The 23973-nt window shown below is 49.6% G+C and carries 16 protein-coding genes; 15 read left to right on the plus strand and 1 reads right to left on the minus strand.

Going from position 1 to position 23973, the window contains the following annotated elements; all coding sequences use genetic code 11:
- Positions 1 to 223 precede the first annotated feature (223 nt).
- Entirely contained in the window at positions 224 to 1285 is a 1062-nt protein-coding gene (locus tag NDI44_RS24510; protein ID WP_190411058.1) for a transaldolase family protein, read from the plus strand.
- Positions 1286 to 1304: 19 nt separating this feature from the next.
- Here NDI44_RS24510 and NDI44_RS24515 read toward each other — a convergent pair whose 3' ends face one another.
- Positions 1305 to 4934: an NB-ARC domain-containing protein gene (locus NDI44_RS24515; protein ID WP_190411059.1), complete on the minus strand. Its 3630-nt coding sequence runs from the start codon at positions 4932 to 4934 to the stop codon at positions 1305 to 1307.
- Between the two features lie 431 nt (positions 4935 to 5365).
- Between NDI44_RS24515 and NDI44_RS24520 the strand changes: the two genes are divergently transcribed.
- The 14 genes from NDI44_RS24520 to NDI44_RS24585 all read left to right on the plus strand — a co-directional run bounded on the left by NDI44_RS24520 (position 5366) and on the right by NDI44_RS24585 (position 23702).
- A complete protein-coding gene (locus NDI44_RS24520; protein WP_190411060.1) occupies positions 5366 to 8800 on the plus strand; it encodes a filamentous hemagglutinin N-terminal domain-containing protein in 3435 nt (1144 codons plus the stop codon).
- A 303-nt stretch (positions 8801 to 9103) separates the two neighbouring features.
- Positions 9104 to 11788 carry a CHAT domain-containing protein gene (locus tag NDI44_RS24525; protein WP_190411061.1) on the plus strand — a complete coding sequence of 895 codons (2685 nt, stop codon included), beginning with the start codon at positions 9104 to 9106 and terminating at the stop codon, positions 11786 to 11788.
- A 6-nt stretch (positions 11789 to 11794) separates the two neighbouring features.
- Positions 11795 to 12517, plus strand: a complete 723-nt coding sequence (locus NDI44_RS24530; RefSeq protein ID WP_190411062.1) for a DUF928 domain-containing protein — start codon at positions 11795 to 11797, stop codon at positions 12515 to 12517.
- A gap of 56 nt (positions 12518 to 12573) precedes the next feature.
- Positions 12574 to 14865, plus strand: coding sequence for a CHASE2 domain-containing protein (locus NDI44_RS24535; protein WP_339380915.1), 2292 nt, complete (start codon positions 12574 to 12576; stop codon positions 14863 to 14865).
- An 8-nt stretch (positions 14866 to 14873) separates the two neighbouring features.
- Positions 14874 to 15503 (plus strand): response regulator transcription factor, encoded by a 630-nt coding sequence (locus NDI44_RS24540; RefSeq protein ID WP_190411064.1) that lies wholly within the window; start codon positions 14874 to 14876, stop codon positions 15501 to 15503.
- 205 nt (positions 15504 to 15708) lie between these two features.
- Positions 15709 to 16260 (plus strand): thioredoxin domain-containing protein, encoded by a 552-nt coding sequence (locus NDI44_RS24545; RefSeq protein WP_190411065.1) that lies wholly within the window; start codon positions 15709 to 15711, stop codon positions 16258 to 16260.
- A gap of 185 nt (positions 16261 to 16445) precedes the next feature.
- On the plus strand, positions 16446 to 16883 hold the full coding sequence (locus NDI44_RS24550; RefSeq protein ID WP_199304746.1) for a VOC family protein: 438 nt from the start codon (positions 16446 to 16448) through the stop codon (positions 16881 to 16883).
- A gap of 183 nt (positions 16884 to 17066) precedes the next feature.
- Positions 17067 to 18008 (plus strand): NAD(P)-dependent oxidoreductase, encoded by a 942-nt coding sequence (locus NDI44_RS24555; RefSeq protein ID WP_190411067.1) that lies wholly within the window; start codon positions 17067 to 17069, stop codon positions 18006 to 18008.
- Between the two features lie 73 nt (positions 18009 to 18081).
- Positions 18082 to 18666 carry an NAD(P)H-dependent oxidoreductase gene (locus NDI44_RS24560; RefSeq protein WP_190411068.1) on the plus strand — a complete coding sequence of 195 codons (585 nt, stop codon included), beginning with the start codon at positions 18082 to 18084 and terminating at the stop codon, positions 18664 to 18666.
- Between the two features lie 408 nt (positions 18667 to 19074).
- On the plus strand, positions 19075 to 19941 hold the full coding sequence (locus NDI44_RS24565) for an oxidoreductase (protein ID WP_190411069.1): 867 nt from the start codon (positions 19075 to 19077) through the stop codon (positions 19939 to 19941).
- Between the two features lie 39 nt (positions 19942 to 19980).
- Positions 19981 to 20691 (plus strand): SDR family oxidoreductase, encoded by a 711-nt coding sequence (locus NDI44_RS24570; protein ID WP_190411070.1) that lies wholly within the window; start codon positions 19981 to 19983, stop codon positions 20689 to 20691.
- Between the two features lie 86 nt (positions 20692 to 20777).
- A complete protein-coding gene (locus tag NDI44_RS24575; protein WP_190411071.1) occupies positions 20778 to 21128 on the plus strand; it encodes an NIPSNAP family protein in 351 nt (116 codons plus the stop codon).
- 137 nt (positions 21129 to 21265) lie between these two features.
- Entirely contained in the window at positions 21266 to 22345 is a 1080-nt protein-coding gene (locus NDI44_RS24580) for a nitronate monooxygenase family protein (protein ID WP_190411072.1), read from the plus strand.
- A gap of 73 nt (positions 22346 to 22418) precedes the next feature.
- The gene (locus tag NDI44_RS24585) at positions 22419 to 23702 is read left to right on the plus strand and encodes a glycosyltransferase (RefSeq protein WP_190411073.1); all 1284 of its coding nucleotides are present in this window, start codon (positions 22419 to 22421) and stop codon (positions 23700 to 23702) included.
- The last annotated feature ends 271 nt before the right edge of the window (positions 23703 to 23973 follow it).

The following is a 23973-nucleotide window of genomic DNA, read 5'->3' on the forward strand; positions in this document are numbered from 1 at the left end:
ATCATCGACGGAGCAGAACAGGTCTTCTAGACTGAACATGGGGTAAGCAGATGGATGAGAATTCGCGCTTTCAGCCTATCTGTTTTGCCCCTCTCTTATCCCGAACTCACGTTCTTTACTTAAATTGGAGCTTAACTGGCGGATCTTGAGTGGTGTCATTTGAAGAAACTTCGCAGACTGGTTTATTGGACGTTTAAACCTTTAATCGTGAAGTTCGTCAGCTATGAACTTGTTGCAATCACTCCGTCGATATGGACAATCAGTTTGGCTCGATGGATTTGAGCGAGGCTGGATTAGCAGTGATGAATTACAGCAGTATATTGAGGAAGATGGCTTGAGGGGAGTCCGAGCGAACTTTCACAGCTTGAAGGTTGCAATTGAAAGTCAGGAGTACGATCGCGACTTCACTATTCTGGCGCAGCAAGGGATGAATCGGACTGCACAATCAGATTATGATTATTTGGTTGTGCGAGATCTTCAATTAGCGGCTGATTTGCTGAAACAAGTTCACACTCAGACACAAGGACGCGATGGCTATGTTCAAATTGATCTGCCGCCTGACGCTCTCTTTGCATCTGAAACGGCGATCGCCGCAGCGCAGAAAATCTGGCAGACTGTGGGGTGGAGTAATTTGTTATTGAGAATTCCAGCCACTCGATTGATGTTGCCCATAATTGAACAATTGATTGGAGATCGCATTAACGTGAATGCCACGTTAGTATTTTCTCCAAATGTTTATAAGCAGATATTTGATGGTTATCTGAAGGGACTGGAGAGACTGCTTCAACAGGGAGAATCGGTCAGTGAGGTTGTTTGTTTTACCAGTGTTTCCATTGGTTGTTTGGATGCTGCAATTGATCCACTCATCGCCAGCGCAGAGACATCTTTTGGCATCATGCAAGCCAGACTGTTGTACCAGCACTATCGAATGCTTTGTGAAAGTGAACATTGGCGATCGCTCCCTGAAGGGGTAAAACCGCTGCGTCTGGTGTGGGATTGCACAGATATTCCACCTAAATCTGCATGGCGCTATCTTCAGACGCTAGCGGCTCCTGAAACAGTGATGACGCTATCGCCATCGACGCTAGAAATGTATCGTGAGGTTTCTCTGCTACCTACAAGTCTGATTGATGATAAAAGTACTGAACAAATTCTGGAAAGCAAATCGCGAATGGAAATTTCTTTTGATGAACGGATTAACCAACTTGTGAATGAGGACATAGCGCGATCGCTCAATGCCTTTAGTCAGTTGTTAGAAGCGATCGACCACAAGAGAATGCGCTGAATCTAGACGTGCGATCGCCCTAACGCTCAATTGCCCCTAATGCTTTAAGGGTAGCTCTTTGAGCTACTGTCAACCCGGTTGCGCCTTGAATATTCATGTCTTCATACAGGCGATCGACCGTCAACGTTTCGATACAGCGTCCTGTTTGCACGTCCCAAAGCTTGATTGTGCGATCGTCACTGCCACTGAATAGGATTTGACCATTAGAGCTAAAGATGACTGACCGAACCCAACCGCTATGTTCATCCAGGATGTGGAGGCAATGCCCCGTTTGTAGATCCCACAAGCGCACCGTTTGGTCATCACCCCCACTTGCCAGGGTTTGACCATCGGGACTGATGGCAACCGTCCAGACAGCTCCTGTATGCCCCTGCAAAACATAAAGACATTTTCCAGTTTGTACATCCCATAGTCGAATGGTTTGGTCATGACTGCCACTTGCCAGTCGGTGACCACTGGGATCAAATGCCAGTGCGAAAATTGCGCCCGTATGTTCCTGCAATACCCTCAAACATTCTCCAGTTTGCACATTCCACAATCGAATGGTGAGATCAAAACTGCCACTTGCCAACCATTGACCGCTGGGGTCAAACGCGATCGCGCGAATACCGCTCTCATGTCCGCGTAACACATGCAAACAGTGATGCGTTTGCACATCCCAAAGTCGCACGGTGCAATCATAACTACTGCTTGCCAAAATTTGTCCCGTTGGGCTAAACAGAACTGTCCAGATGGATGCGCTGTGCGCTGACCATCGCTCGAAGTGCCCAGTTTGGATATTCCACACGGCGATCGACTCATCGTGTCGATTGATCGCGAGAGTTTGATTATCGGGGCTAAAGCTGACATTGCTGAATGGTGAAATCTGACAGGTTGGGCTAGAAAACGTTTTGTAGGGGTGAAGTTGCGACCGATAGTCATCTAGTTGCACACGCCACAACTGAATCGTTTCATTCTGACCACTACTGGCAAGCATTTGATCATCCGAACTGAGTCTCAGGGAGTGAATCCCACCCGTATATCCACGCAACGTTTTAAGGTTCTGTCCGTCCTGCAAATTCCATAACCGCACCGTATAGTCTTTTCCTGCACTGACCAACAATTGACTGTCGGCACTGATGGCAACCCCATAAACATCGTGTTTATGACCTTCAAGTACATGGATGGGTTGCTCGTCTTGAACACTCCACAGGCGCAGAGTGCCATCGAGACTGGCACTGGCTAACCAATGACCATCGGGGCTAAAGGTAATGTTCCAAACCCAATCGGTGTGTCCTTGCAGCAGCTTGGCACTGGAATTTATGAAACTGGTTTTTGGATGGCGATCGTGGGAGACGTAATTGCTCCACAGTCGAATCAATCCATTACGACAGCCGCTAGCGAGCAGTTGACCATCCGGGCTGTAGCGCACACACTGAACCCCGCTGGTATGCCCCTGTAAGACACTCAAGCAGTTCCCATTGCTCACATTCCAGATCCGAACGGTTGTATCATTACTGCTACTGGCTAAGGTTTGCTGATCCGGAGCGAAGTGGACAGAATAAACACTCTGGGTGTGTCCTTTCAAAACACGCAGACACTGCCCTTGCAAATTCCATAAGCGCACCGTTTTATCTTCACTGCCGCTTGCTAACTGCTGACCATCGGGACTAAAATTCACTGCTCGAACGCCACCGGTATGTTTTGTAAGCACCTGTAAGCATCGTCCACTCTCGACATCCCACAAGCGCACCGAACTATCCGTACTGCTGCTGGCTAACGTTTTGCCATCGGGACTAAAGGCAACCGACCAAACCCAGCCGATGTGACCTTCAAAGGTGGCTAAGAGTTGGGTTGTGATGATGTTCCAGAGATAGATGTTGCCAATGGAATCGCCCACTGCCATCATCTGACTGTCTGGACTCAGGTCGATCGACATGGCAATACTGAGTGTTTCTGAAAAGATAGATTTCGCTAAGTCAGCATTCTGAAAATTGACCCCGGCTAAATCGACCTGCCGTAAGTCGGCTTGCTGCACCACAAGACCCGAAAAATCTGAGCCGCGTAAGTCCACTTGAAACTGCACCAGCAGGTTAATCAGGTTGCCTGCTACGTATCCGGGTTTCTTTCCCTGTTGCGTTAATAGGTGCCTTGTTTGTGCCTCGATCGCTGCCACACTACCAAACCGAGACAGCAACCGTTCCATCACAGGTTGCACAATTAAGCGCGTCTGAATCTCTCGAATGTAATCTTTTGCTTGTACTCGCAGTAAGGGATGCATTTGCCAAACGTTAAGCTGCTGCGTCTCAAATTCAATGCAAATTTGTTGCACGAATCGTTCTGTGACATACTCCATCACCACGGGTTGCAAGAAGAATAACCCATCGTTTTTTTCAATTAGCGATCGCCTCAGTAGTGAGTTGATCAAATTAGGTACACTTTGTTGAGCAGCAGGATCAACCACGCTGTCGCGAATATCTGCGATCGAGACTGGCTCCCGATGAATTGCAAACCAGAACAGCGTTTTCTGTTCAGCTTCAGAGAGGCGAGCGAACTGACGATCCAGCAAATCGCGAATGTCTTCAAAAACAGCCAATCCCTGACTGAGATAGGGCAACACCTCGGTAATGCTGCCGTTAAATAAATCCTGAGTTGCGGCTGCCACCAGTTTTAGCGCCAAAGGATTGCCACCGTAGTGGTGGATTAAAGTCTCCCATTCAGCTTCTGAACCTGTAAACGCTCCTTTTTGCCGAAAGATGGCGCGTCCGTCATCAGGTGTTAGTCCACTCAAGGTCAGCGATCGCACCAGGGCCTGTGCGCCTTCCATCAGTGCTATTTCGCGTGGCTTTTCTCGACTAGTGAGTAACAAACAACTAAGGTGAGACGCTTCGCCAATGGCTCTGAGCAATTGTCCGTAACTTTCGTAGCCCGAGATCCATTGTCCCACTGGCTCACGCTGCAAAATGGTCTCAGCATTATCGAGAATCAATAAACACCGACGCGATCGCAGATATTGCATCAGTTTGGAAATTTGCTGATCGAGCGTGGTGGGAATGATGGGATCTTCCCCATAAAGCGGCATGAGAAATTTCAGCAGGCTCGACAGGAGTTCATCCAACGGTGGTGCGTTAGCCAGGGAGCGCCATACGACGATCTCAAATTCCGCTTGCATCTGAAGCGCAGCTTTGACCGCGATTGTACTTTTGCCAATGCCTCCAATGCCCAGTACTCCAACCAGACGGCAGCGCTCAGATACAATCCACTGCCACAGTTGTGTCAGTTCTACCTCACGCCCATAAAACGCCTCGCCATCGACTGCCGTGTCCCAGTCTTGTTGGGGATTTGTCCAGCGGCTCTCTGTCTCTTGGGATGAGGCAGGGGATGTCAGGTCTGCCTGCGTCAATTCCAGCCCAAACGCCCGGAAGAGATACTCTAATGACTGGCGATCGACCCCCAGTTCGCGCTTGAAAATGCGAGCGAGGGTATTTAGGGAGAGTCCGGTGCGATCGCTGAGATCTTCCTGGCTGAAGCGCTTACCCCAGGTTTCGTCGGATTCCGCCTGCTGTTTTGCCGTCTGAAACTTTTGCCACCCTTGAGGCGATAGAATCGCTCCTCGCACTCGCCCAGAGGTGGAGCGACCTCGTCTAGTTTTTAATGGCTTGGCATCCATAAATCAGCTAACGGTGTACGGTACAACGTAAGGGATTCCCTAAAGCATACCGCGCCATTCTCTCAGGCTGAAGGTTGCGCTGAATACAGATTAGGACGGTCAATCACCTCATCCTTACTGAAGCTTCTAAACCGAACCCTTCTCAAATTTTTGAACGGCTTGCCTAACTAGGGTTTGTTGTCTTGAGGAGAGGATAATTTTTTCCGCTTGGGAGCTGGGCATGGACTCTAGTTGTCAACTTGCTTGTCTTTTAAGCATTTGGCTATTGGCAGTTTACCCCAGTTTTCACCCCTGTCTAGGCTGGTGGGTTACTTCTGCCGAGCTGGTCTAGTTTTTTTGAAGGGGAGGTTCTAGAAAATGTCCAATCTAGGAGAACTTATGTGCCACTCCAATGATAGAGTCTGTTTACTCGCCACAGGGGGGAACTTGAGATGAAGATGAAAGGGTTCCATCTAGAAAAATGGCTCACGGTTAGCAGTGTCTTGTCTGCACTTTGTAGCCCTAACCTGAGTACCGCCCAAGTGGTTGGAGATACAACACTGCCGATAGGAGAGCGATCGCAGGTTACAGGCAATCCAAACTTTCAGATAGACGGTGGGGCAAGGCGGGGTGCCAATCTGTTCCACAGTTTGAGCCAGTTTTCTATCCCGACTGGCGGTTCTGCCTTCTTCAACAATGCCATAGATGTGCAAAACATCCTGACGCGAGTCACAGGTGGGTCGATTTCTAATATTGATGGATTAATCCGGACAAACGGTACAGCTAACCTGTTTTTGCTCAATCCCAATGGCATTATCTTTGGTGCGAATGCTTCACTCAATGTAGGCGGTTCCTTTATTGCCACCACAGCCGATGCGATGGGATTGGCTAATGGAGATATTTTTAGTGCCAATCCAGGACAACCTCTGCCCAGTCAGCTCTTGAACGTCAATCCTAATGCGTTCTTCTTCAATCAACTGGCAGCGCAAGCAATTATCAACCGCTCGACGGCTAACAACGGAATCGGGCTTCAGGTGCCAGCGGGACAGAGCCTGTTGCTAGTGGGTGGTAATGTCGGGTTAGAAGGTGGGCAGATCGTGAGTCCGGGGAGCCGCGTGGAGTTGGGTGCCGTTGCCGGACAGGGGACAGTAGGGCTGAGTGAAACGGCAGGTGATTGGCAGTTGAGTTTTCCCGATGGTGTAGTGCGGGCAGATGTTTTCCTCAGCAACAGCTCTCTTATAGATGTTCGTGGAGGGGGTGGCGGGAGTATGACAATCACGGCTCGGAACTTGACCCTGAACGGGGGAAGTACCCTTCGGGTGGGAATCGAAGACGGGTTGGGCTTTGCTGGCGCGCAAACGGGAGATATACAGCTTGATGTGACAGAAGCAATCAACCTAACTGATGGCAGCCTCATCAGTATCCGAGTGGGTTCTGGAAGTACAGGTAATGCAGGTAGCATCAACATCACGACAGGGTCGCTTTCTGTCACAGGGACTGCTCAGTTGGGTTCCGACACGTTTGGGCAGGGGAATACAGGTAGTATAAATATTAATGCCCGCGATACGGTGTCTTGGAGCGGTGATGGTGTTATAGGTGGCACTGCGGTGCAACCAACGGCTGTCGGTAATGCTGGCGATTTCAACATCACGACAGGGTCGCTTTCTATCACAAATGGCGCGAAACTGGGTTCGGTCACGAGAGGGCAGGGGAATACAGGCAGTGTGAATATTGTTGCCCGCGATACTGTCTCTATGGATGGCTTCGGCAGTCTTATAGCTAGTGGTGTAGACCCAACGGGTGTCGGTAACAGTGGTGATATTAACATTACGACGGGGTCGCTGTCTCTCACCAATAGCGGTCAAGTGAGTTCCTACACGAGAGGACAGGGAAATACAGGCAGGGTGAATATTATTGCCCGCGATCGCGTCTTCTTGGATGGTCAAGTAAGCAACTACAGCAGTGCTATATTCAGCCTCGTGACCTCAACTGGTGTTGGTAATGGTGGTGGTATCAACATCACGACAGGGTCACTGTCTCTCACAGGAGGCTCTCAACTGACTTCCAGCACTTTGGGACAGGGAGATGCAGGCAGCATCAATATCAATGCCCGCGATCGCGTTTCCATCGATGGTGCTGCGTATGGAGGCTTTAAAAGCGATATCTTGACGCAAGTGGAATCAGGAGCTACGGGTCAAGGAGGAGATGTTTATATTACAACGGGTTCGCTGTCCCTAACCAACGGAGGTAGCATAAGCACCGGCAATTTTGGTGGGATAGGCAATGCAGGTCGTGTTACCATTAACGCTCGTGACTCCGTACAAATTAGTGGCACAGCCACTGTGCCTATAATCGACATCGACAACCGCAGTAGGGTGGTTACCTCGGTGAGTCCAGAAGCTGTGGGAAGCGGAGGAGACGTGGGCATCACTACAGGTTCACTCTCTGTTTCCAACCAAGGGAGAATCATCACAAATACTGAGGGACAAGGGCAGGCAGGAAATATCCAGATTCAGGCAAGTGGTACTGTCTCGTTTGATGGGGGAGATGCTATCAGTACACTTGAGCCAAGTGGATCGGGTAGAGGCGGCGATATTGAGATCGCAGCGCGATCGCTCTGGGTTCTCAATAACGCTCAACTTTCAGCTTCCACCTTTGGAGAGGGAGACGCAGGCAACATCACCACCAGTGCCGATACAGTAGGTTTGAGCAGTGGTGGACGGTTGCTCACCACGACGTTTAGCGGTGGTCAAGCAGGCGACATCAGAGTGAACACACCCGACTTGCAATTGTCCGGGGCGTCCAGTGGTTTATTCGCTCAAACCACCACGGCTGCCGATGCTGGCAACGTCACCGTTCAACCACTCGGCGACGGGCAACGTGTCCGAGTCACCCTACAGGATGGGGCGCAGATTTCTGCTTCCACGGAGGGCAGCGGTCGCGGTGGCACGTTGACCATTACTGCTCCAGACTCGATTACACTCACAGGTAATGGTTCCGTCATTACTGCTGGAACGGGAAGTAGTGGAGCAGGGGGGAACCTCAACCTCCGCACCGGAACCTTAAACATTCAAGATCGGGCAGAAGTCACCGTCAGTAGTTCGGGTACGGGTATTGCTGGCAACTTGGAAGTGGATGCCGAGCGCATTTTTCTCAACAATGGGGGCAGAATTCGAGCCGATACGACAGGTGGTGGTGGGAATATTAATTTGCGATCGCCCCTAATTCTCTTACGAAATGGCAGTAGCATCTCAACCAACGCGACTGGCGGCAACATTCCTGGCGGCAACATCCGCATCAATACAGACAATTTGGTTGCCGTCCCTTCCGAAAATAGTGACATCAGCGCCAATTCTGAGGATTTCCGGGGCGGTAACGTAACCGTTAGAGCGAATGGCATCTTTGGCATCGAGTTTAGAGAGCAAATGGCTCCTTTAAGCGACATCACCGCCACAGGTGTAAGTTCGGACTTTAATGGCACAGTAGACATCATCACACCAGGAATTGACCCGGCAAGAGGACTAGCCCAATTACCGACAGAGGTAGTGGATGCGTCGGACGAAATCGCTCAAGGCTGTCCTGCTAGTCAAGGCAACTCGTTCGTCGTCACGGGTCGGGGTGGCTTACCGCCCACTCCTGAACAACAATTAGACGATGATGCCGAATGGCTTGACCGACGCAGGCTAACAGTTGCTCAACAAACTCCACACCCAACACCCCGCACCTCAAGGGCTCGCATCTCAAACCCCAGATCCTACACCCCAATTATCGAAGCAACAGGATGGCAGATGACTCCCACTGGCAAGGTCATCTTGTTTGCCGCCACGCCTGACTTAACGGTGCCGCCTTGGCTGAATCAGCCAGTTACCTGCCCAAGCAGGCGCTAAACTGCTCAAGTAAAATCAACGTTCTTATCTTAAGTGTCAACTTACTTATCTTTTCTGGTCTTAATTCTGCAAGACCTTCGATAACAATACTGCTCTCAGCCACGAACAAGACATCTGCTGATGTTATACCAAGTCGCGTTCCAAACCGTAAAACCCTTAGTGCAGGCGTCTCCCTACGTAAGCTTTGCGTCCCGGACTTACATTACACGTTTGATAGCAACTTGGTATTAGCACCGGAAGGAGCAGCGTAATTACATGAATAAGGTGCATCGGAACAGGCGAATCAATCAGGGAGTATCGATTATGCATCGCGTCTTTTCAAAAAGAGGATGGCTGCGATTCCTTCAATTTGCCTTGTTGGGACTTTTTATTGCCGTTAGCCTTCATGCAGAGATTGCAGTGGCAGTACAAGGGACTAGCAACTGGTTTGGGGCAGAGAATACAGGGCAACAGATAGCCGCTACATCAGATTCCCTTCAGCCCACTGCAACTTCTTCCGCAGCTCAACTCGTGCAGCAGGCAGAAGACCGCTATCAGGCAGGACAACTCCCAGACGCGATCGCTCTTTGGCAACAAGCCGTAACCCTCTACCAGACCCAAGGCGATCGCCTCAATAAAGCACTTGTTCTCAGTTTCCTCACCACAGCCTTTGAAGACTTGGGACAGTGGACGCAAGCGAATGGAGCGATCGCTCAGGCAATCTTGCTGTTAAACGCTCAAAACCCAGTATCCAATCCAGATAGCTCATACGTTCTCGCCCAAGTTCTCACCGTTCAAGGAAACCTGCAACTGCGAGAGGGCAAAGCAACAGAAGCACTCTTAACTTGGAAGCAGGCTGAGACGGCTTACCGCAAAGCCAACGATACCAGCGGCATCTTGGGTAGCCAAATCAACCAGGCAAGGGCTTTACAGGCAGAGGGACTTTACAGACGAGCCACAACCCTGCTCACACAGGTGGAACAGTCCCTGCAAAGCCAGCCCGATTCGCGCCTTAAAGTGACAGGGTTGCGAAACCTGGGCAAGATGCTGAGGTTAGTTGGCAATCTGGCTCAATCTCGGGTTGTCTTGGAGCAGAGTTTAGCGATCGCTCTCCAACTCCGAGATGATACACCTCAATCTACATCAGACATCAGCGGCATTCTGCTAAGTTTGGGGAACACGACTCGCGTCCAAGGAGAAAACGATACTGCACTAGCCTACTACCAACGGGCGGCAACTACCGCTGCCTCACCTACAGCAAAAACTCAAGTTCAACTTGTTCAGTTAAGTTTGCTAGTGGAAGCCGATCAACAGGCGGACGCTTTAGCGCTATTGCCAGAAATTCAATCCCAGCTTGCCAACTTGCCCCCTGGTCGTCTGGCTGCGTTTGCCCGAATCAATCTAGCTCAGAGCTTTATGAAGATGAGCAGTAAGGGAACAGGGAAGGCGTTATCTTCCAATCTTCTCAACACCTCAGCCCAGGAACTTGCGACGGCTGTTGGGCAAGTTCGCACCCTTGGAGATGCTCGTGCCGAATCTTATGCCCTTGGCACTCTAGGCAGCCTCTATGAGATGACCCATCAGTGGGACAGCGCTAGAACCCTGACCAAACAAGCCCTCACCTTAGCTCAGTCAATTGATGCACCCGATATTGCCTATCAGTGGCAGTGGCAGCTAGGACGGATTTTCTGTCAAGGCACACAGCAGCTCTGCGCCTCCACAGGAAATCTGCAAAATGCGACCTCTGCCTATGCAGACGCCGTCAAAATGCTGCAATCCCTCCGTAGTGACCTAGCTGCCGTTAATCAAGATGTGCAGTTCTCATTTCGAGAAAGCGTCGAACCTGTCTATCGACAGTTTGTGGAACTGCTGTTGCAATCACAAGGCAATGCGCCCAGTCAGGAAAACCTAAAACAAGCTCGTGAAGCGATCGAAGCACTCCAGTTGGCGGAACTCGATAACTTTTTTCGACAAGCATGTGTTAATGCTCGTCCGGTAGAAATTGACCAGATCGACCCTCACGCTGCGGTCATTTACCCAATCATTCTGCCCCACCAGTTTGCGGTTATTGTGTCCTTGCCTAACCAACCTTTGCGCTATCACAAGACACTATTGTCTCAAGCCGAGGTAGAGCGCATCCTAGACCAAATGCGTCAAGCTCTCAGACCTACTGCCTTTATTGAAGAATTGTTGCCCATTACGCAGCAAGTCTACGATTTGCTCCTGCGTTCTGAGGAAGCTGAATTTGTGGCAAGTGGTGTTAAAACTCTTGTGTTTGTGCCAGATGGTTTGCTCCGCAATCTGCCGATGGCAGCTCTCCATGATGGTCAGCGATATCTGATTGAAAAATACAGTATTGTACTCACTCCTGGTCTACAACTGCTTCAGACCCGATCGCTCGAACGCCAGCGGATGCAAGGGTTATTGGCAGGATTAAGTCAAGCCCGCGATAATTTTTCGGCACTGCCGAACGTTGTGCTTGAGATTAACCAAATTGAAGCAGAAATTCCGGCTCAGGTGCTGCTGGATCGATCATTTACCAATCGAGCGTTTCAAACCCAGGTTGATTCCACGCCTTCGCCGATCGTTCACCTGGCAACGCATGGTCAGTTTAGCTCGAATGCTGACAATACCTTCATCCTAGCCTGGGATGGACGCATCAATGTCAAACAATTAGACCAACTGCTCCGCTCTAGAGAGGGAAAGCTCAACCCGATCGAACTGCTGGTTCTCAGCGCCTGTCAAACAGCAACGGGGGATAAGCGGGCTGCCTTAGGGATGGCAGGTGTTGCGGTGCGATCGGGGGCACGAAGTACCCTCGCCTCGTTGTGGTCGGTGAGCGATCGCTCCACAGCATCCCTAATGATTAAGTTTTACCGTGAGTTAGGTAAGCCTGGAATTACAAAAGCCGAAGCCCTACGTCGCGCCCAGGTAGATTTGTTACACCAAGACAATTATACTTCTCCTTACTACTGGGCACCGTTTGTTCTTTTAGGAAATTGGCTTTAAAGCATTATGTATTTTATAAAATCCCTGTTGTGTGGCGTACCCATTGGAATTGCCCTGACCGTAAAACTGGCGATTCCTCATAGTGCGGCTTCACTAGTTAAAGTTGCACAACTCAAGCAAAGCAATCCTCCGCCTCCGCCTGAGAATCCGGATAGCTCGGCACCAGGAGGGCGGCGTGCTCCAACGGCCTGTCCTCAAGATGAAGCGACAACAACTGGTCCGGCCCTGACCGCCCTCAGCCCAACAACCAAACCAGGCTTAAGCCTAGCAGAGCATCCAACATTTCTCGTATACGTACCAAAAACCAGCGCCAAAACCGCAGAATTTAGCATACGCAATCGAAACGGTAGAGGTGTGTATCGGACAACACTTGCCTTAACGAATACTCCTGATACTGTCAGCGTCAGCCTTCCACCTCAAGCACCACCTTTAGAGATTGGCAAGCAATATACCTGGTCGTTTGCCGTGATTTGTAATCCGAATGATCGCGTTGAAGATCGATTTGTCACAGGTATGGTTCAACGCACCGAACTCGATCCAACTCGATTGAGCCAAATTGAACAGGCGTCTCCCAAAGAACGCATTTCGCTATACCAGAAAACTGACATTTGGTACGATCCCCTCACCATCCTGTTTGAGCTACGGCGCACCCAACCCAATGACCCAAGCATCAGTGTAATGTGGCGTGAATTCCTGCAATCGGGGGGCGTGGATGCCATGATTAGATAGCAAGTCAAGTGAACTACATAGAGTCGTCCCGGCGATTATGATAAAGAGAACTCGCGTTGAGTGAGCGCGTTCCTGCTATGTGGATAACCCTGAAACAGCAACTTTGGCGATGGCGTGGAGTCCTAATAACAGTTCCCAGCGTTGCTGGGGGATTGCTGATTTTGCGATTAGTTGGAACACTACAGCTCATGGAGCTAGTGGCGCTTGACCAGATGTTTCGGCTACGCCCCTCTGAACCTACCGACCCTCGAATTGTCCTCGTTACAGTTGATGAGTCAGATATTAAGGAGCTAGGGCAATGGCCCATGTCTGACGAAGTCTTGGCTCGCTTAATTTTATCACTCAAACAACAGCAGCCTAAACTAATTGGTCTTGATATATTTCGAGATTTACCCGTAGAACCCGGTCATCAAGAATTAGTTAACGTCTTCACCTCCACACCGAATTTAATTGGGATTGAGAAAGTCATTAAAACCGCTGAAGGGCAGGTGATCGATGCCCCACCAGTCCTAAAACAGCGCGATCGATCAAGTGCAAGCGATCTGTTGTTAGACACAGATGGAAGGGTTCGTCGCAGTCTAGTGTATTTAAGAACTCCAGATAATCAATCGATATTTACGCTAGGAGCAAGGTTAGCGTTTGCATATCTTGAAGGTAAAGGTATCAGCCGCCAACCCATTAACCGGGAACAGATGCAGTTTCGATTGGGTCGAGCAACATTTACGCCCTTGCAATCAAATGATGGCGGTTACGTTGATGTTGATGCTCGTGGGTATCAAATTTTGTCAAACTTCCCCAAATTCCAAAAAGGCTTCCGCACGATTTCGATAACCGATGTATTGCAGGGGCGAATGCCACGTGATTTTGTGCGCGATCGCATTGTCTTGATAGGGATAACAGCAGAGAGTGTTGAGAACCGCTTTTTCACATCCTACACTACTAACTCAATTGCAGCACCCTCTGGTGTTGAAGTTCACGCTTTGTTAACCAGTCAATTACTGAGTGCTGCTTTAGATGAACGCCCTCTACTTCGCACTTGGTCAGAACCCTTGGAGTGGCTGTGGATCGTTTTGTGGTCAACAATCGGAACACTCATAGGTTGGACATCTCCTTCTCCTCGACGGACAGCATCTAGAGTTGTTCTCTTGGGAATCGCTCTTTTAGGCAGTGCATATGTGCTGTTTCTAATAGGTTGGTGGCTGATTATCATTCCACCCCTATTTGCTCTGGTAGCATCTGCTATTACAAGCAACGGCTATCTACTGTGGGAAAACCTGAAGGACTATGCCCGCACGCTAGAACAAAAGGTAGAAGAGCGGACATTGAAATTACAACAGGAAATTGTCGAGCGTAAACAAGCCGAGTTAGCCCTTGTGGAGAGTGAAGCACGATTTCGACAGCTTGCAGGAGCAACGGTTGAGGCGATCGCCATTACAGAGCAGGGCAAAATTATCGATGCTAACGAAGCCTTTATCCAAATGTTTGGCTACCTATTATTTGAGACAGTTGGGATGAGAGCGAGCAATCTTGTCTCTCCAGACTCTCGCGAGATTGTTGTTCAGAATATGCAATCTGGCTATGAAGGGTCTTATGAGACTGTTGGTCTCCGAAAAGATGGCACGACATTTCCAGCAGAAATCCGAGCAAAAGTGACCACTTATGGTGAGCGTGTGGTTAGAATCGCTTCAATCCGCGACATTAGCGATCGCAAACGAGCCGAACAAGCCTCGATTCTGGAAGAACGCAACCGCATGGCACGAGAAATTCACGATACATTAGCGCAGGCTTTTACAGGCATTTTGCTCCATATAGGATCTGTAACACAAATGCTGGCAAATAATTCGGGCTCTGCTCAGATATATCTGGAAAGGCTGGAAAAGATTAATGAATTAGCTCGAACCGGACTTGCTGAAGCTCGTCGTTCAGTGGTAGCGCTCCGTCCCCAGTTGTTAGAAGAGAGTACTTTACAGAGTGCTCTACATCGCCTCGTGACTCAAATGCGGTCAACTACCAAGACCACTTTAATCTACGAAAGCAAGGGTGTAATTTATTCCCTACCGACAGAAGTGGAAAATCACTTACTTCGCATTGGACAGGAAGCTTTAACAAACGCCATCAAATACGCCAATGCTAGTAAAATTCTGGTTGAACTAGTGTACGACGATGCTCAATGTCTTCTGCGCATTAAAGATGATGGACAGGGCTTTGGGGTTGGGAGCATTTCATCACTTAGTGGTTTTGGTTTGTTGGGAATGAGCGAGCGAGCAGAACGGATTGATGCACACCTAGCGATTCAAAGCCAACCTGGGCAAGGAACAGAAATTGTTGTTATTGTCAACCGGGAGTGAAAATCACCATGAGTCAATCCACTAAAATTCGGGTTCTGATTGTTGATGATCACTCCCTTGTTACAGAAGGATTGGCAAACATTATTAACTATGATCCAGAAATGACAGTGGTTGCTCAAGCGGAAGATGGACAACAGGCGATCGATCGTTATCGTGAACATCAGCCTGATGTCACCCTCATGGATTTACGAATGCCGAGAATGACAGGGGTTGAAGCTATTACTGCGATTTGTGCTGAATTTAAGTCAGCTCGCATTATTGTGTTAACCACATACGATGGCGATGAAGATATTTATCGAGGATTGCGAGCAGGTGCTCAGGGCTATCTGCTTAAAGATGCAAAACCAAATGAACTTTTGAATGCGATCCGCATCGTTCATAATGGTCAGCAGTATGTTTCTCCGACCGTGGGAAGAAAATTGGTAGAACGGATGAGCAATCCAGTACTCAGTGAACGAGAGCTAGAAGTGCTCCGTTTAATGGCGCAGGGATTGAGTAATCAAGACATTGGAACTGCTCTAAATATTGGTGAAAGCACTGTTAAATCGCATGTGACTCGTATTTTGAGCAAGCTGGGAGTTAGCGATCGCACGCAAGCCGTCATTGCGGCTGTTAAACGTGGGCTTGTTAGTTTATAGGTTTCACTTTAGTTGAGACTTGGATTGCGACTTTAGTCGGAGACAAGCTACTGCTTTTGGTGGATGACTTCGTCCATCCTTATGTCGTGCCAAATTATGGACTTTCAGTGGACGACATGTAGGAATCAATTACCTATATTGAATTCATGCAAACGCTAACAGCAATTTAGTTGCAGGGTTTAAGTTTGCTTGACAGGTCTGAAAGATGGCTGACGATCGCGAGCATCATTCCTTGTTTGCCCCGCCTTTAATTCAGGATCACATTCAAGGTGTGCTAAGTGCCAGTGTTGTACTCATTATGTATGGAGATTATGAATGTTTTCAAAGTGCAAACGCCTATCGGTTGATTAAAGCCGCTCAACAGCAGTTAAGTCCTTCTTTCCAGGAGAATGATGTGTGTTTTATCTTTCGTCATTTTCCCCAGATACAGATTCATCCTCATGCTCAACGGGCAGCGGAAGCAGCGGAAGCAGCAGCAATGCAAGGTCAGTTTTGGCAGATGCATGAGATGCTCTTTATCCATCAACAAGCGTTAGAAAACGGGTACCTCGTGGAATATGCGAATCGTCTGGGACTTGATATTCCTCGATTTTTGCAAGACTTATCCAAAGGAGTTTATGCCGATCGCATCATTGCAGACATTGAAGGTGGATATCAAAGTGGGGTAGAAGCTGCACCAGCTTTGTTTGTTAATGAGATTCGTTATCGCGAGCGTTGGACTATTGAGCAATTAACAGTAGCCATTTCTCAGGTCTAACTACTTCCGGTTCATTTCCTGCTGCTTTCCTCCATGCCGAATGATTAAGTCGCGTTTTAACTCAAAGAACTTGAGTGGTTTGCCCAATCGCGATCACAGAAGAATAAAAAGCAACTAATCTGAACATCAAATCCACCAACCTAAAGGAGAACAAGATGACCAGCAATACTGTAAACAGCCAAAACATGAAACTCGAGATTGTGGTAATACCTGTTGCCGATGTCGATCGCTCCATAGACTTCTATAAAACGTTGGGATGGCGATTGGATGCCGACTTTCCTGGCGAGAATGGCTTCCGGGTGGTGCAACTGACTCCTCCTGGATCGGAGTGCTCAATCATCTTTGGTAAAGGAGTATCGTTAGCCGAGCCAGGTTCAGTTCAGGGTCTGTACCTCATCGTTTACGACATTGAGGCAGCCCGCGCCGAACTGGTTGAGCGGGGTGTCGAGGTGAGTGAGATATTTCACGACATCGCAGGGATCTTCCACCACGCCGGAACCGAAGGACGGGTACCGGGTCCCGATCCGGAACGTCGCGACTATGCCTCGTATGCCTCGTTCAGTGACCCAGACGGCAATGGTTGGATACTTCAAGAGGTCAGGGTGCGACTTCCAGGACGGTAACAAGACATCCGACAGAAGTGAAGTTCATAACAGAGATTATGGCAAGGAAATGGGTGGAGAAGTAGAGGAGTGGAGAAGTAGAGGAGTTACTTATCATCCCCTCTATCCCCTTACTCCTCTACTCCTTCCGCTATCAGCGCAATGTAGTGCCGTACTAGGCAACAAGTTTTGGAGGAGTCACAAATGAAGATTTTTGTTGCCGGGGGAACAGGAGCTATCGGTCGTCCGCTACTCGACCAATTACTTGCCAAAGGACACAACGTTGTAGCGATGACCCGCTCCCAAGAAAGAGTACAGTCATTAGTGGCAGAGGGAATCGAACCTGCAATCGCAGATGTATTCGACGCAGATTCAGTTAAAGCGGCTATCGCCCACGCTCAACCGGAGGTGGTGATTGAACAACTCACCGCCCTACCCAGGACTTACAGCCGCGAATCAATGAGTGCAGCAGGGCCTTTGAATACGCGCATTCGGTTGGAAGGGGGTGCCAATGTGCTGGCAGCAGCACAGGCAGCAGGGGTGCGCCGTTACCTGAGACAGTCGGTCGCCTTCTGGGGAATTCCCGGTGCTGGATTGGCAGACGAGGAAACACCGTTATCGCTTGATGCCTCTCCCGCCGTTGCCGCCGATGCTCGCCTCGTAACTGAGATTGAACGTCGTTTATTGGAAAGGTCCAATCTCGAAGGAATTGCCTTACGCTATGGTTTCTTCTACGGACCCGGCACCTGGTTCAACCCAGATGGCGATGTAGCGCAACAGGTGCGGCTGCAACAGTTTCCAATTGTGGGCAATGGTGATGGTGTCTGGTCGTGGTTACACATTGAGGATGCAGCGATCGCTACGGTTGCAGCAGCAGAGCAGGGCAACAGGGGTGTTTATCTGATTGCCGATGATCAGCCTCTAGCGGTGCGCGACTGGCTGTCTGCGTTTGCGCGATCGCTGAATGCTCCACCCCCGCCACGAGTATCTGTTGAAGATGCTCTCCAAAGGGAGGGTGGTGCGGACATTGTTTACTACGGAACTCAGATGCGAGGCGCATCGAATGCCAAGGCAAAACGCGAACTGAATTTCCAGCCGCGACCCTTGGAATGGATGGTTAACACCGTTGCGGCTCAGGCTAGCTAACCCGTTCAAGGAGAAGCAAGATGAAGATTGCTCAGTATGCACAGGTTTGAATAGATGAATGAAGGAGGAATTCATGGTTACTGCCAAAATTCTCGCTTTTGCCGGGAGTGCTCGCAACGATTCTTTCAACAAAAAACTGGTGAAAATTGCCGTTGAGGGAGTTAAAGCCGTAGGTGCAGACGTGACCTATCTAGACTTCCGCGATCTGCCCTTACCGCTCTATGATGCGGATTTGGAGGAGGCTGAGGGGCTGCCAGAGAATGTCCTCAAGCTCAAGTCCCTGCTGACAGCGCATCAGGGATTCTTGATTGCCTGCCCAGAATACAACGGTTCGATCACCCCACTGCTGAAAAATGCGATCGATTGGGCATCACGTTCTGAACTGGGCGAACTTTCACTGGAGTGTTTCAAAGACAAGGTTGCGGTGTTAATAAGTGCTTCCCCTGGAACGTTGGGGGGCTTACGAGGATTAGTTCATGTCCGTTCCCTTCTTGGCAACATTGGAGTTCTGGTGTTGCCCGATCAGCAGACAATTGGGAACGCTTATCAAGCGTTTGATGAGAATGGCAATTTGAAAGATGAAGCGCAACAGACAAGTATCCTGCAACTTGGCAGCAAACTCGCAACAGTGACTGCCAAACTCAATCTCCCTATCTAAACAAAGTAGAGCATTTCAATGTTCAGTGATCCAGACCGTAAAGGTTGGATGCTCCAGAAGGTGAAGGTGCCGATTCCGGGGTTGACATGACTAACGGGACTTAGACATTTTATAGCCCCTAAAAGGGCTGAAAACCTCTCTGAGCAAGGAAAAGAGGTCGCCGACCAAAAAATGCCTGAAACCCTTGTGAATACTGAGTTTATGCTCTTTTAAGCTGAAACTATTTTTGTGTCTAGGTTTGAAGCCATTTTTTTGTCAGTTTTTGTCTAAGCCCCGCTAAGAGTGACAAGGAGCCAAACGTAACAGGCTTTTCGCTCCTTTTGATACCCGCCATCAGTGCAACAGTCAGGTACTAACCGAAACAGCTAAAGCCAACAAACTAGACAACACCTAAAACGAGGACACACGATGAAAACGCAGAAAGTATGGTTCATTACCGGAGCCTCCAGGGGCTTTGGCTTAGAAATTGCTAGAGCAGCCCTGGCAGCAGGCGACCAGGTCGTGGCAACGGTTCGCACTCAGCCCGCACAACTCGCCACTACCCTGCACAACCACCCGGATCTGTACGTGGTGCAGATGGATGTCACCCAGGAAGACCAGGTACAAGCGGCTGTCCAGCAAGGCATTGCCCGTTTCGACAGGGTTGACATCTTAGTCAACAATGCTGGATATGGTATGGTGGCTGCGATCGAAGAAGCCACGGATGCTGAAGTTCGCAAACAGTATGACACCAATGTGTTTGGTTTACTGAATGTGACTCGTGCGGTGTTGCCCTACCTACGCCAGCAGAAATCTGGGCGGGTGATCAATATCTCGTCTTTGTTTGGCTACGATGCGGTTCCAGGCTGGGGATTGTATGGGTCTACCAAATTTGCGGTCGAAGGGATCTCGAAAGGACTCGCAGTGGAATTGGCACCGCTTGGCATTCACGTTACAGCAGTTGCTCCTGGTCTTTTTACGACCGACTTCCTGAGCACTGAATCCTATGTTGCTGGTAAAACTATCATCGCTGATTACCAGGAAACAGTAGGACCGATACGGATCGGAGCCGATGAGCTACATGGCAACCAACCCGGTGATCCAAAAAAGTTTGCTCAGGTGATTATTCAACTCGCCAATACAGAACGTCCGCCGCTGCATTTGCCCGTCGGGAAGGACACGATTGACCTGTACCGGAGCAACGCCGCGAAAATGGCACAGGAAATCGAAGCATGGCTGCCAGTCGCTACCACCACCGACCATGATCGCCGCATAACGGCTTCGACCATAGCCTGACCTGCAACATTCACACATTATTTCCAAAGGAGTTTTACTATGAGCACTGAACAGAAAGTTGCTGTTATTACCGGCGCGTCGCAGGGCATCGGCGCAGCTCTTGTCAAAGCATACCGCGATTGCAACTATCGGGTGGTCGCGACCTCGCGCTCGATCGAGCCGTCGGACGATGATGAAGTCCTAACGATACTCGGTGACATCGCCGATCGAAAAACTGCTGAGCGTGCGATCATCGAAGGTGTGACCCGATTTGGGCGCATTGACACGCTCATCAACAACGCTGGCATCTTCATCGCCAAGCCATTTACCCAATACACCGAGGCAGACTACGAGACGTACCTGGGTACCAACGTCACTGGCTTTTTTCACATGACACAACTCGCCATCGCCGAGATGGAAAAGCAGGGCAGCGGTCATATCGTGCAGATTTCGACGAGCCTGGTTGATAACCCGATCGCGGGCGTACCGTCCGTGCTCGCATCACTGACGAAGGGTGGACTGAATAGCGCGACCAAATCACTCGCGATTGAGTATGCGAAGCGCGGTATCCGGGTGAACGCGGTGGCGCTGGGTACCATCAAGACGCCAATGCATCCCGTCGAGACCCATGCACAGCTCGATGCTCTGCACCCGATCGGTCATATAGGCGAGATCTCCGATGCCATCGATGCAATCCTCTACCTCGAATCAGCCAACTTTGTGACGGGTGAAATTCTTCACGTCGATGGTGGACAGAGTGCGGGTCACTAACACTACCTTGCGCTCAGAAAAATGACTCTGACGCTCTCAAACAAGATTGCTAAATCGTCCAACGTGCTGACAAAGGAACACAGACCATGCCCCAGCTCGAAAAAGGAAAGATCTACGAACTACGCATTTATCACGCCATGCCCGGACGATTACCAGCGCTGCTTGCGCGCTTCCAGAACCACACGCTGCGGATTTGGGAAAAGCATGGCATCCGCCAGGCTGGATTCTGGACAACGCTGATTGGCGAGAGCGAGAGTAACCAGCTCACTTACCTGCTTGCTTGGGACAGCATGACCGAGCGTGAGGAACGTTGGAGTGCATTCCTCGCTGACCCCGAATGGATCGCGACTAAGACCGAAACTGAGAAGGACGGTCCACTCGTGCAGAACATTCGTAACGAGTTGCTGGTACCGACCGCCTTTTCCTCGGTGAAGTGAGCAGTGGAGCGAGTGCCGGAACTCCAACCTATACCATCCGGCAATGCAGACTCCTTACCGTCACAACTGAGTAATGCGGACAGACAATCACTTAAAGACAGATATCTTGCTTCTATAAGCAACCGTGGGAGATACTTATGTGGCCTAAAACAGAACTGATAGATCTGCTCAAGATCACGCATCCAATAATTCAGGCTCCGATGGTTGGCGCTTCCACACCTGAGTTGGTGGCGGCTGTTTCTAATGCAGGAGGTCTTGGCTCGTATGGTGGGGCGGCCACCCCACCAGCCAAACTTCGCCAGATTATCAGGCAAATTCGAGAGCTGACGAACCAACCCTTTTCAGTTAATTTGTTTGCCCCAGCAGTTGAAGCGTATCAACTTACACCTGAGCAGCAAACACCAATGTCTGAGCTATTAATAAAGTGGCACAACGAACTAGACGCCGGACCTGTGCCCGAACCAATACCGATACTAGGACCATTCGCAGATCAATTTGCTGTCCTGCTTGAGGAGAAAATACCTGTCTTTAGTTTCCACTTTGGTCCTGCGCCAATTGAAGCAATTCGTGAGATACATGCGATCGGCTCAATTGTATTGGCAACCGCAACAACCGTCCGTGAAGCCAAAGCTCTCGTCGAAGCAGGAGTCGATGTCATCATAGCCCAGGGCTTTGAAGCCGGAGGTCATCGCGGGACCTTTGCGGTACCTTATGAACACGGATTGATTGGAACAGCCGCGTTAGTGCCACAGATAGCTGATGCAGTATCGGTTCCGGTCGTTGCGGCGGGCGGAATCATGGATGCTCGTGGCATCGTTGCTGCATTTGCACTTGGGGCAAGCGGGGTACAGATGGGAACCGCCTTTCTGGCTTGCCCTGAGAACAATATCCCAGAAGTCTATAGGCAGGCGGTACTCAAGTCTAAGGACGAAGATACGGTTATTACTGAAGTATTTTCTGGCAAACCCGCCAGAGCAATCCGAAATCGATTTATACGTGAAATGGAAAATAACAGGGGTAAGGTGCTGCCATTCCCAGCTCAGATGTCTATAGGGCGGGTTTTATATCAGGCTTCTGCTCAACAATCAAGTCCAGATTTTGCCACTATGTGGGCAGGACAGGGAGCAGCATTAGCCGAAGCTCTCTCGGCAGGTGAGCTGATCGAAAAGATGATACAAGAATTTCAAACTGTAACTGCTTCTTTACAACTCAAATAATAAGTTAAGAGTTCAGACCAAAGTCTATCTCTGAACAAGTGCTTGCAAATGAAGATAACTGAGTTAAAGCTATATGACTCATTTTGCTATTATCTGTCCAGCGGTAACGGGTCACCTCAACCCGATGTTTGCATTAGGTCGTGAACTGCAATGGCGCGGTCATCGCGTTACCTTTATCGGAGTTCTCGATGCCCAAGCTACGACACGAGCAGCAGGATTGGAATTTCAGGCGATCGCAGAATCTGAGTATCCTTTGGGGGCGATTCCAAAATTGAGTGCACAACTGGGGGAACTGAGCGGACTTGCTGCATTGCGTTACGCCTTTCGTAATTTCCAACAACAGTTGAATGCTGCGTTACTTCGGGATGCCCCAGGAGCGATCGAGGAGGCTGGTGTAGAAGCATTACTGGTGGATCAAGTCATACCAGTGAGAGGGACTCTTGCAGAATTTCTGGACATACCGTTGATTGAGGTATGCAATGCTTTGATCGAGAATCCAGACGACACCATCCCGCCTTTTTTTACAACCTGGAGCTATAACCCAGCCTGGTGGGCGCGTCTACGTAATCGAGCGGCTAACCTTCTGTTTAGTCGCATCGTAGGCTCAATCGAGCAGGTAAATCAACAGTATCGCCGACAGTGGAAGTTACCTCTGCACTCTAGTAGCAACGAGCGATTTTCCCCACTGGCGATTGTGAGTCAACAGCCTGCTGAGTTTGAATTCCCGCGCCAAACATTGCCCGATTACTTCCATTTCACAGGACCGTACCATGACTCAAGCGGGCGGGTACCTGTCGATTTCCCCTATGAAAAGTTGACTGGGCAACCGCTGATTTACGCTTCTATGGGAACCCTACAAAATCGTCAGCAAAAAGTTTTCCAATGTATCGCAGAGGCATGTGTTGGGTTAGATGCTCAGTTGGTGATTTCTCTGGGGGGTTCCGGTAGCCCAGAATCCTTGCAAGGGCTGCCCGGAAACCCTTTGGTTGTCGGCTATGCACCTCAACTAAAACTGCTCAAAAAAGCAACGCTCACCATCACTCATGCAGGCTTGAATACCACTCTAGAATGCCTCACCGATGGGGTGCCGATGGTGGCGATTCCCATTGCCTTTGACCAGCTTGGAAATGCAGCGCGTATCGCTTGGACAGGGGCAGGAGAGTTCGTTCCCCTATCGCGATTGAGTGTCCCTAGGTTGCGAGGCGCTATACAACGGGTGCTGACTCAAGAGTCTTACAAAAAGAATGCAACTAGGCTACAAGAAGCCATTCGCAAAGCAGGTGGGGTTAGTCGAGCCGCTGATATTATCGAACAGGCTGTATCCATAGGGAAGCCTGTCTTGGCTCAAGCACGGTAATAGATAAATTTTTCTACGTTTAGGGTAACTCAACTTTTTGTTTTTTTTTGCTTGGCTTCATGCGACGTTTGTAGAAGGCAATTCAGCTTCTTATAGGCAGCAAAAAAGTATGCTTTGCCCTACGCCTCAAACAGGATGCATTTGTCAAGAAACCCGGCAAAACCTATCAAAAGCTCAGTGAAATAGGTTTGGCTCTTGGAATGAAACTGTTTAACAAAGGATGGCATCAGTGAATTACTACTGGCTCGCCAACTGATTCTAGGAATGAATT

Origin of the sequence: Trichocoleus sp. DQ-A3 (assembly GCF_039961975.1) — a bacterium.
Taxonomy (GTDB): Bacteria; Cyanobacteriota; Cyanobacteriia; order Cyanobacteriales; family FACHB-T130; genus FACHB-T130.

Coding starts and splice junctions, on each gene's coding strand:
- NDI44_RS24575 (WP_190411071.1), top strand. CDS start 20,778: ATGCCCCAGCTCGAAAAAGGAAAGATCTACGAACTACGCATTTATCAC.
- NDI44_RS24540 (WP_190411064.1), top strand. CDS start 14,874: ATGAGTCAATCCACTAAAATTCGGGTTCTGATTGTTGATGATCACTCC.
- NDI44_RS24515 (WP_190411059.1), bottom strand. CDS start 4,934: ATGGATGCCAAGCCATTAAAAACTAGACGAGGTCGCTCCACCTCTGGG.
- NDI44_RS24525 (WP_190411061.1), top strand. CDS start 9,104: ATGCATCGCGTCTTTTCAAAAAGAGGATGGCTGCGATTCCTTCAATTT.
- NDI44_RS24530 (WP_190411062.1), top strand. CDS start 11,795: ATGTATTTTATAAAATCCCTGTTGTGTGGCGTACCCATTGGAATTGCC.
- NDI44_RS24520 (WP_190411060.1), top strand. CDS start 5,366: ATGAAGATGAAAGGGTTCCATCTAGAAAAATGGCTCACGGTTAGCAGT.
- NDI44_RS24555 (WP_190411067.1), top strand. CDS start 17,067: ATGAAGATTTTTGTTGCCGGGGGAACAGGAGCTATCGGTCGTCCGCTA.
- NDI44_RS24545 (WP_190411065.1), top strand. CDS start 15,709: ATGGCTGACGATCGCGAGCATCATTCCTTGTTTGCCCCGCCTTTAATT.
- NDI44_RS24580 (WP_190411072.1), top strand. CDS start 21,266: ATGTGGCCTAAAACAGAACTGATAGATCTGCTCAAGATCACGCATCCA.
- NDI44_RS24510 (WP_190411058.1), top strand. CDS start 224: ATGAACTTGTTGCAATCACTCCGTCGATATGGACAATCAGTTTGGCTC.
- NDI44_RS24565 (WP_190411069.1), top strand. CDS start 19,075: ATGAAAACGCAGAAAGTATGGTTCATTACCGGAGCCTCCAGGGGCTTT.
- NDI44_RS24550 (WP_199304746.1), top strand. CDS start 16,446: ATGAAACTCGAGATTGTGGTAATACCTGTTGCCGATGTCGATCGCTCC.
- NDI44_RS24585 (WP_190411073.1), top strand. CDS start 22,419: ATGACTCATTTTGCTATTATCTGTCCAGCGGTAACGGGTCACCTCAAC.
- NDI44_RS24570 (WP_190411070.1), top strand. CDS start 19,981: ATGAGCACTGAACAGAAAGTTGCTGTTATTACCGGCGCGTCGCAGGGC.
- NDI44_RS24560 (WP_190411068.1), top strand. CDS start 18,082: ATGGTTACTGCCAAAATTCTCGCTTTTGCCGGGAGTGCTCGCAACGAT.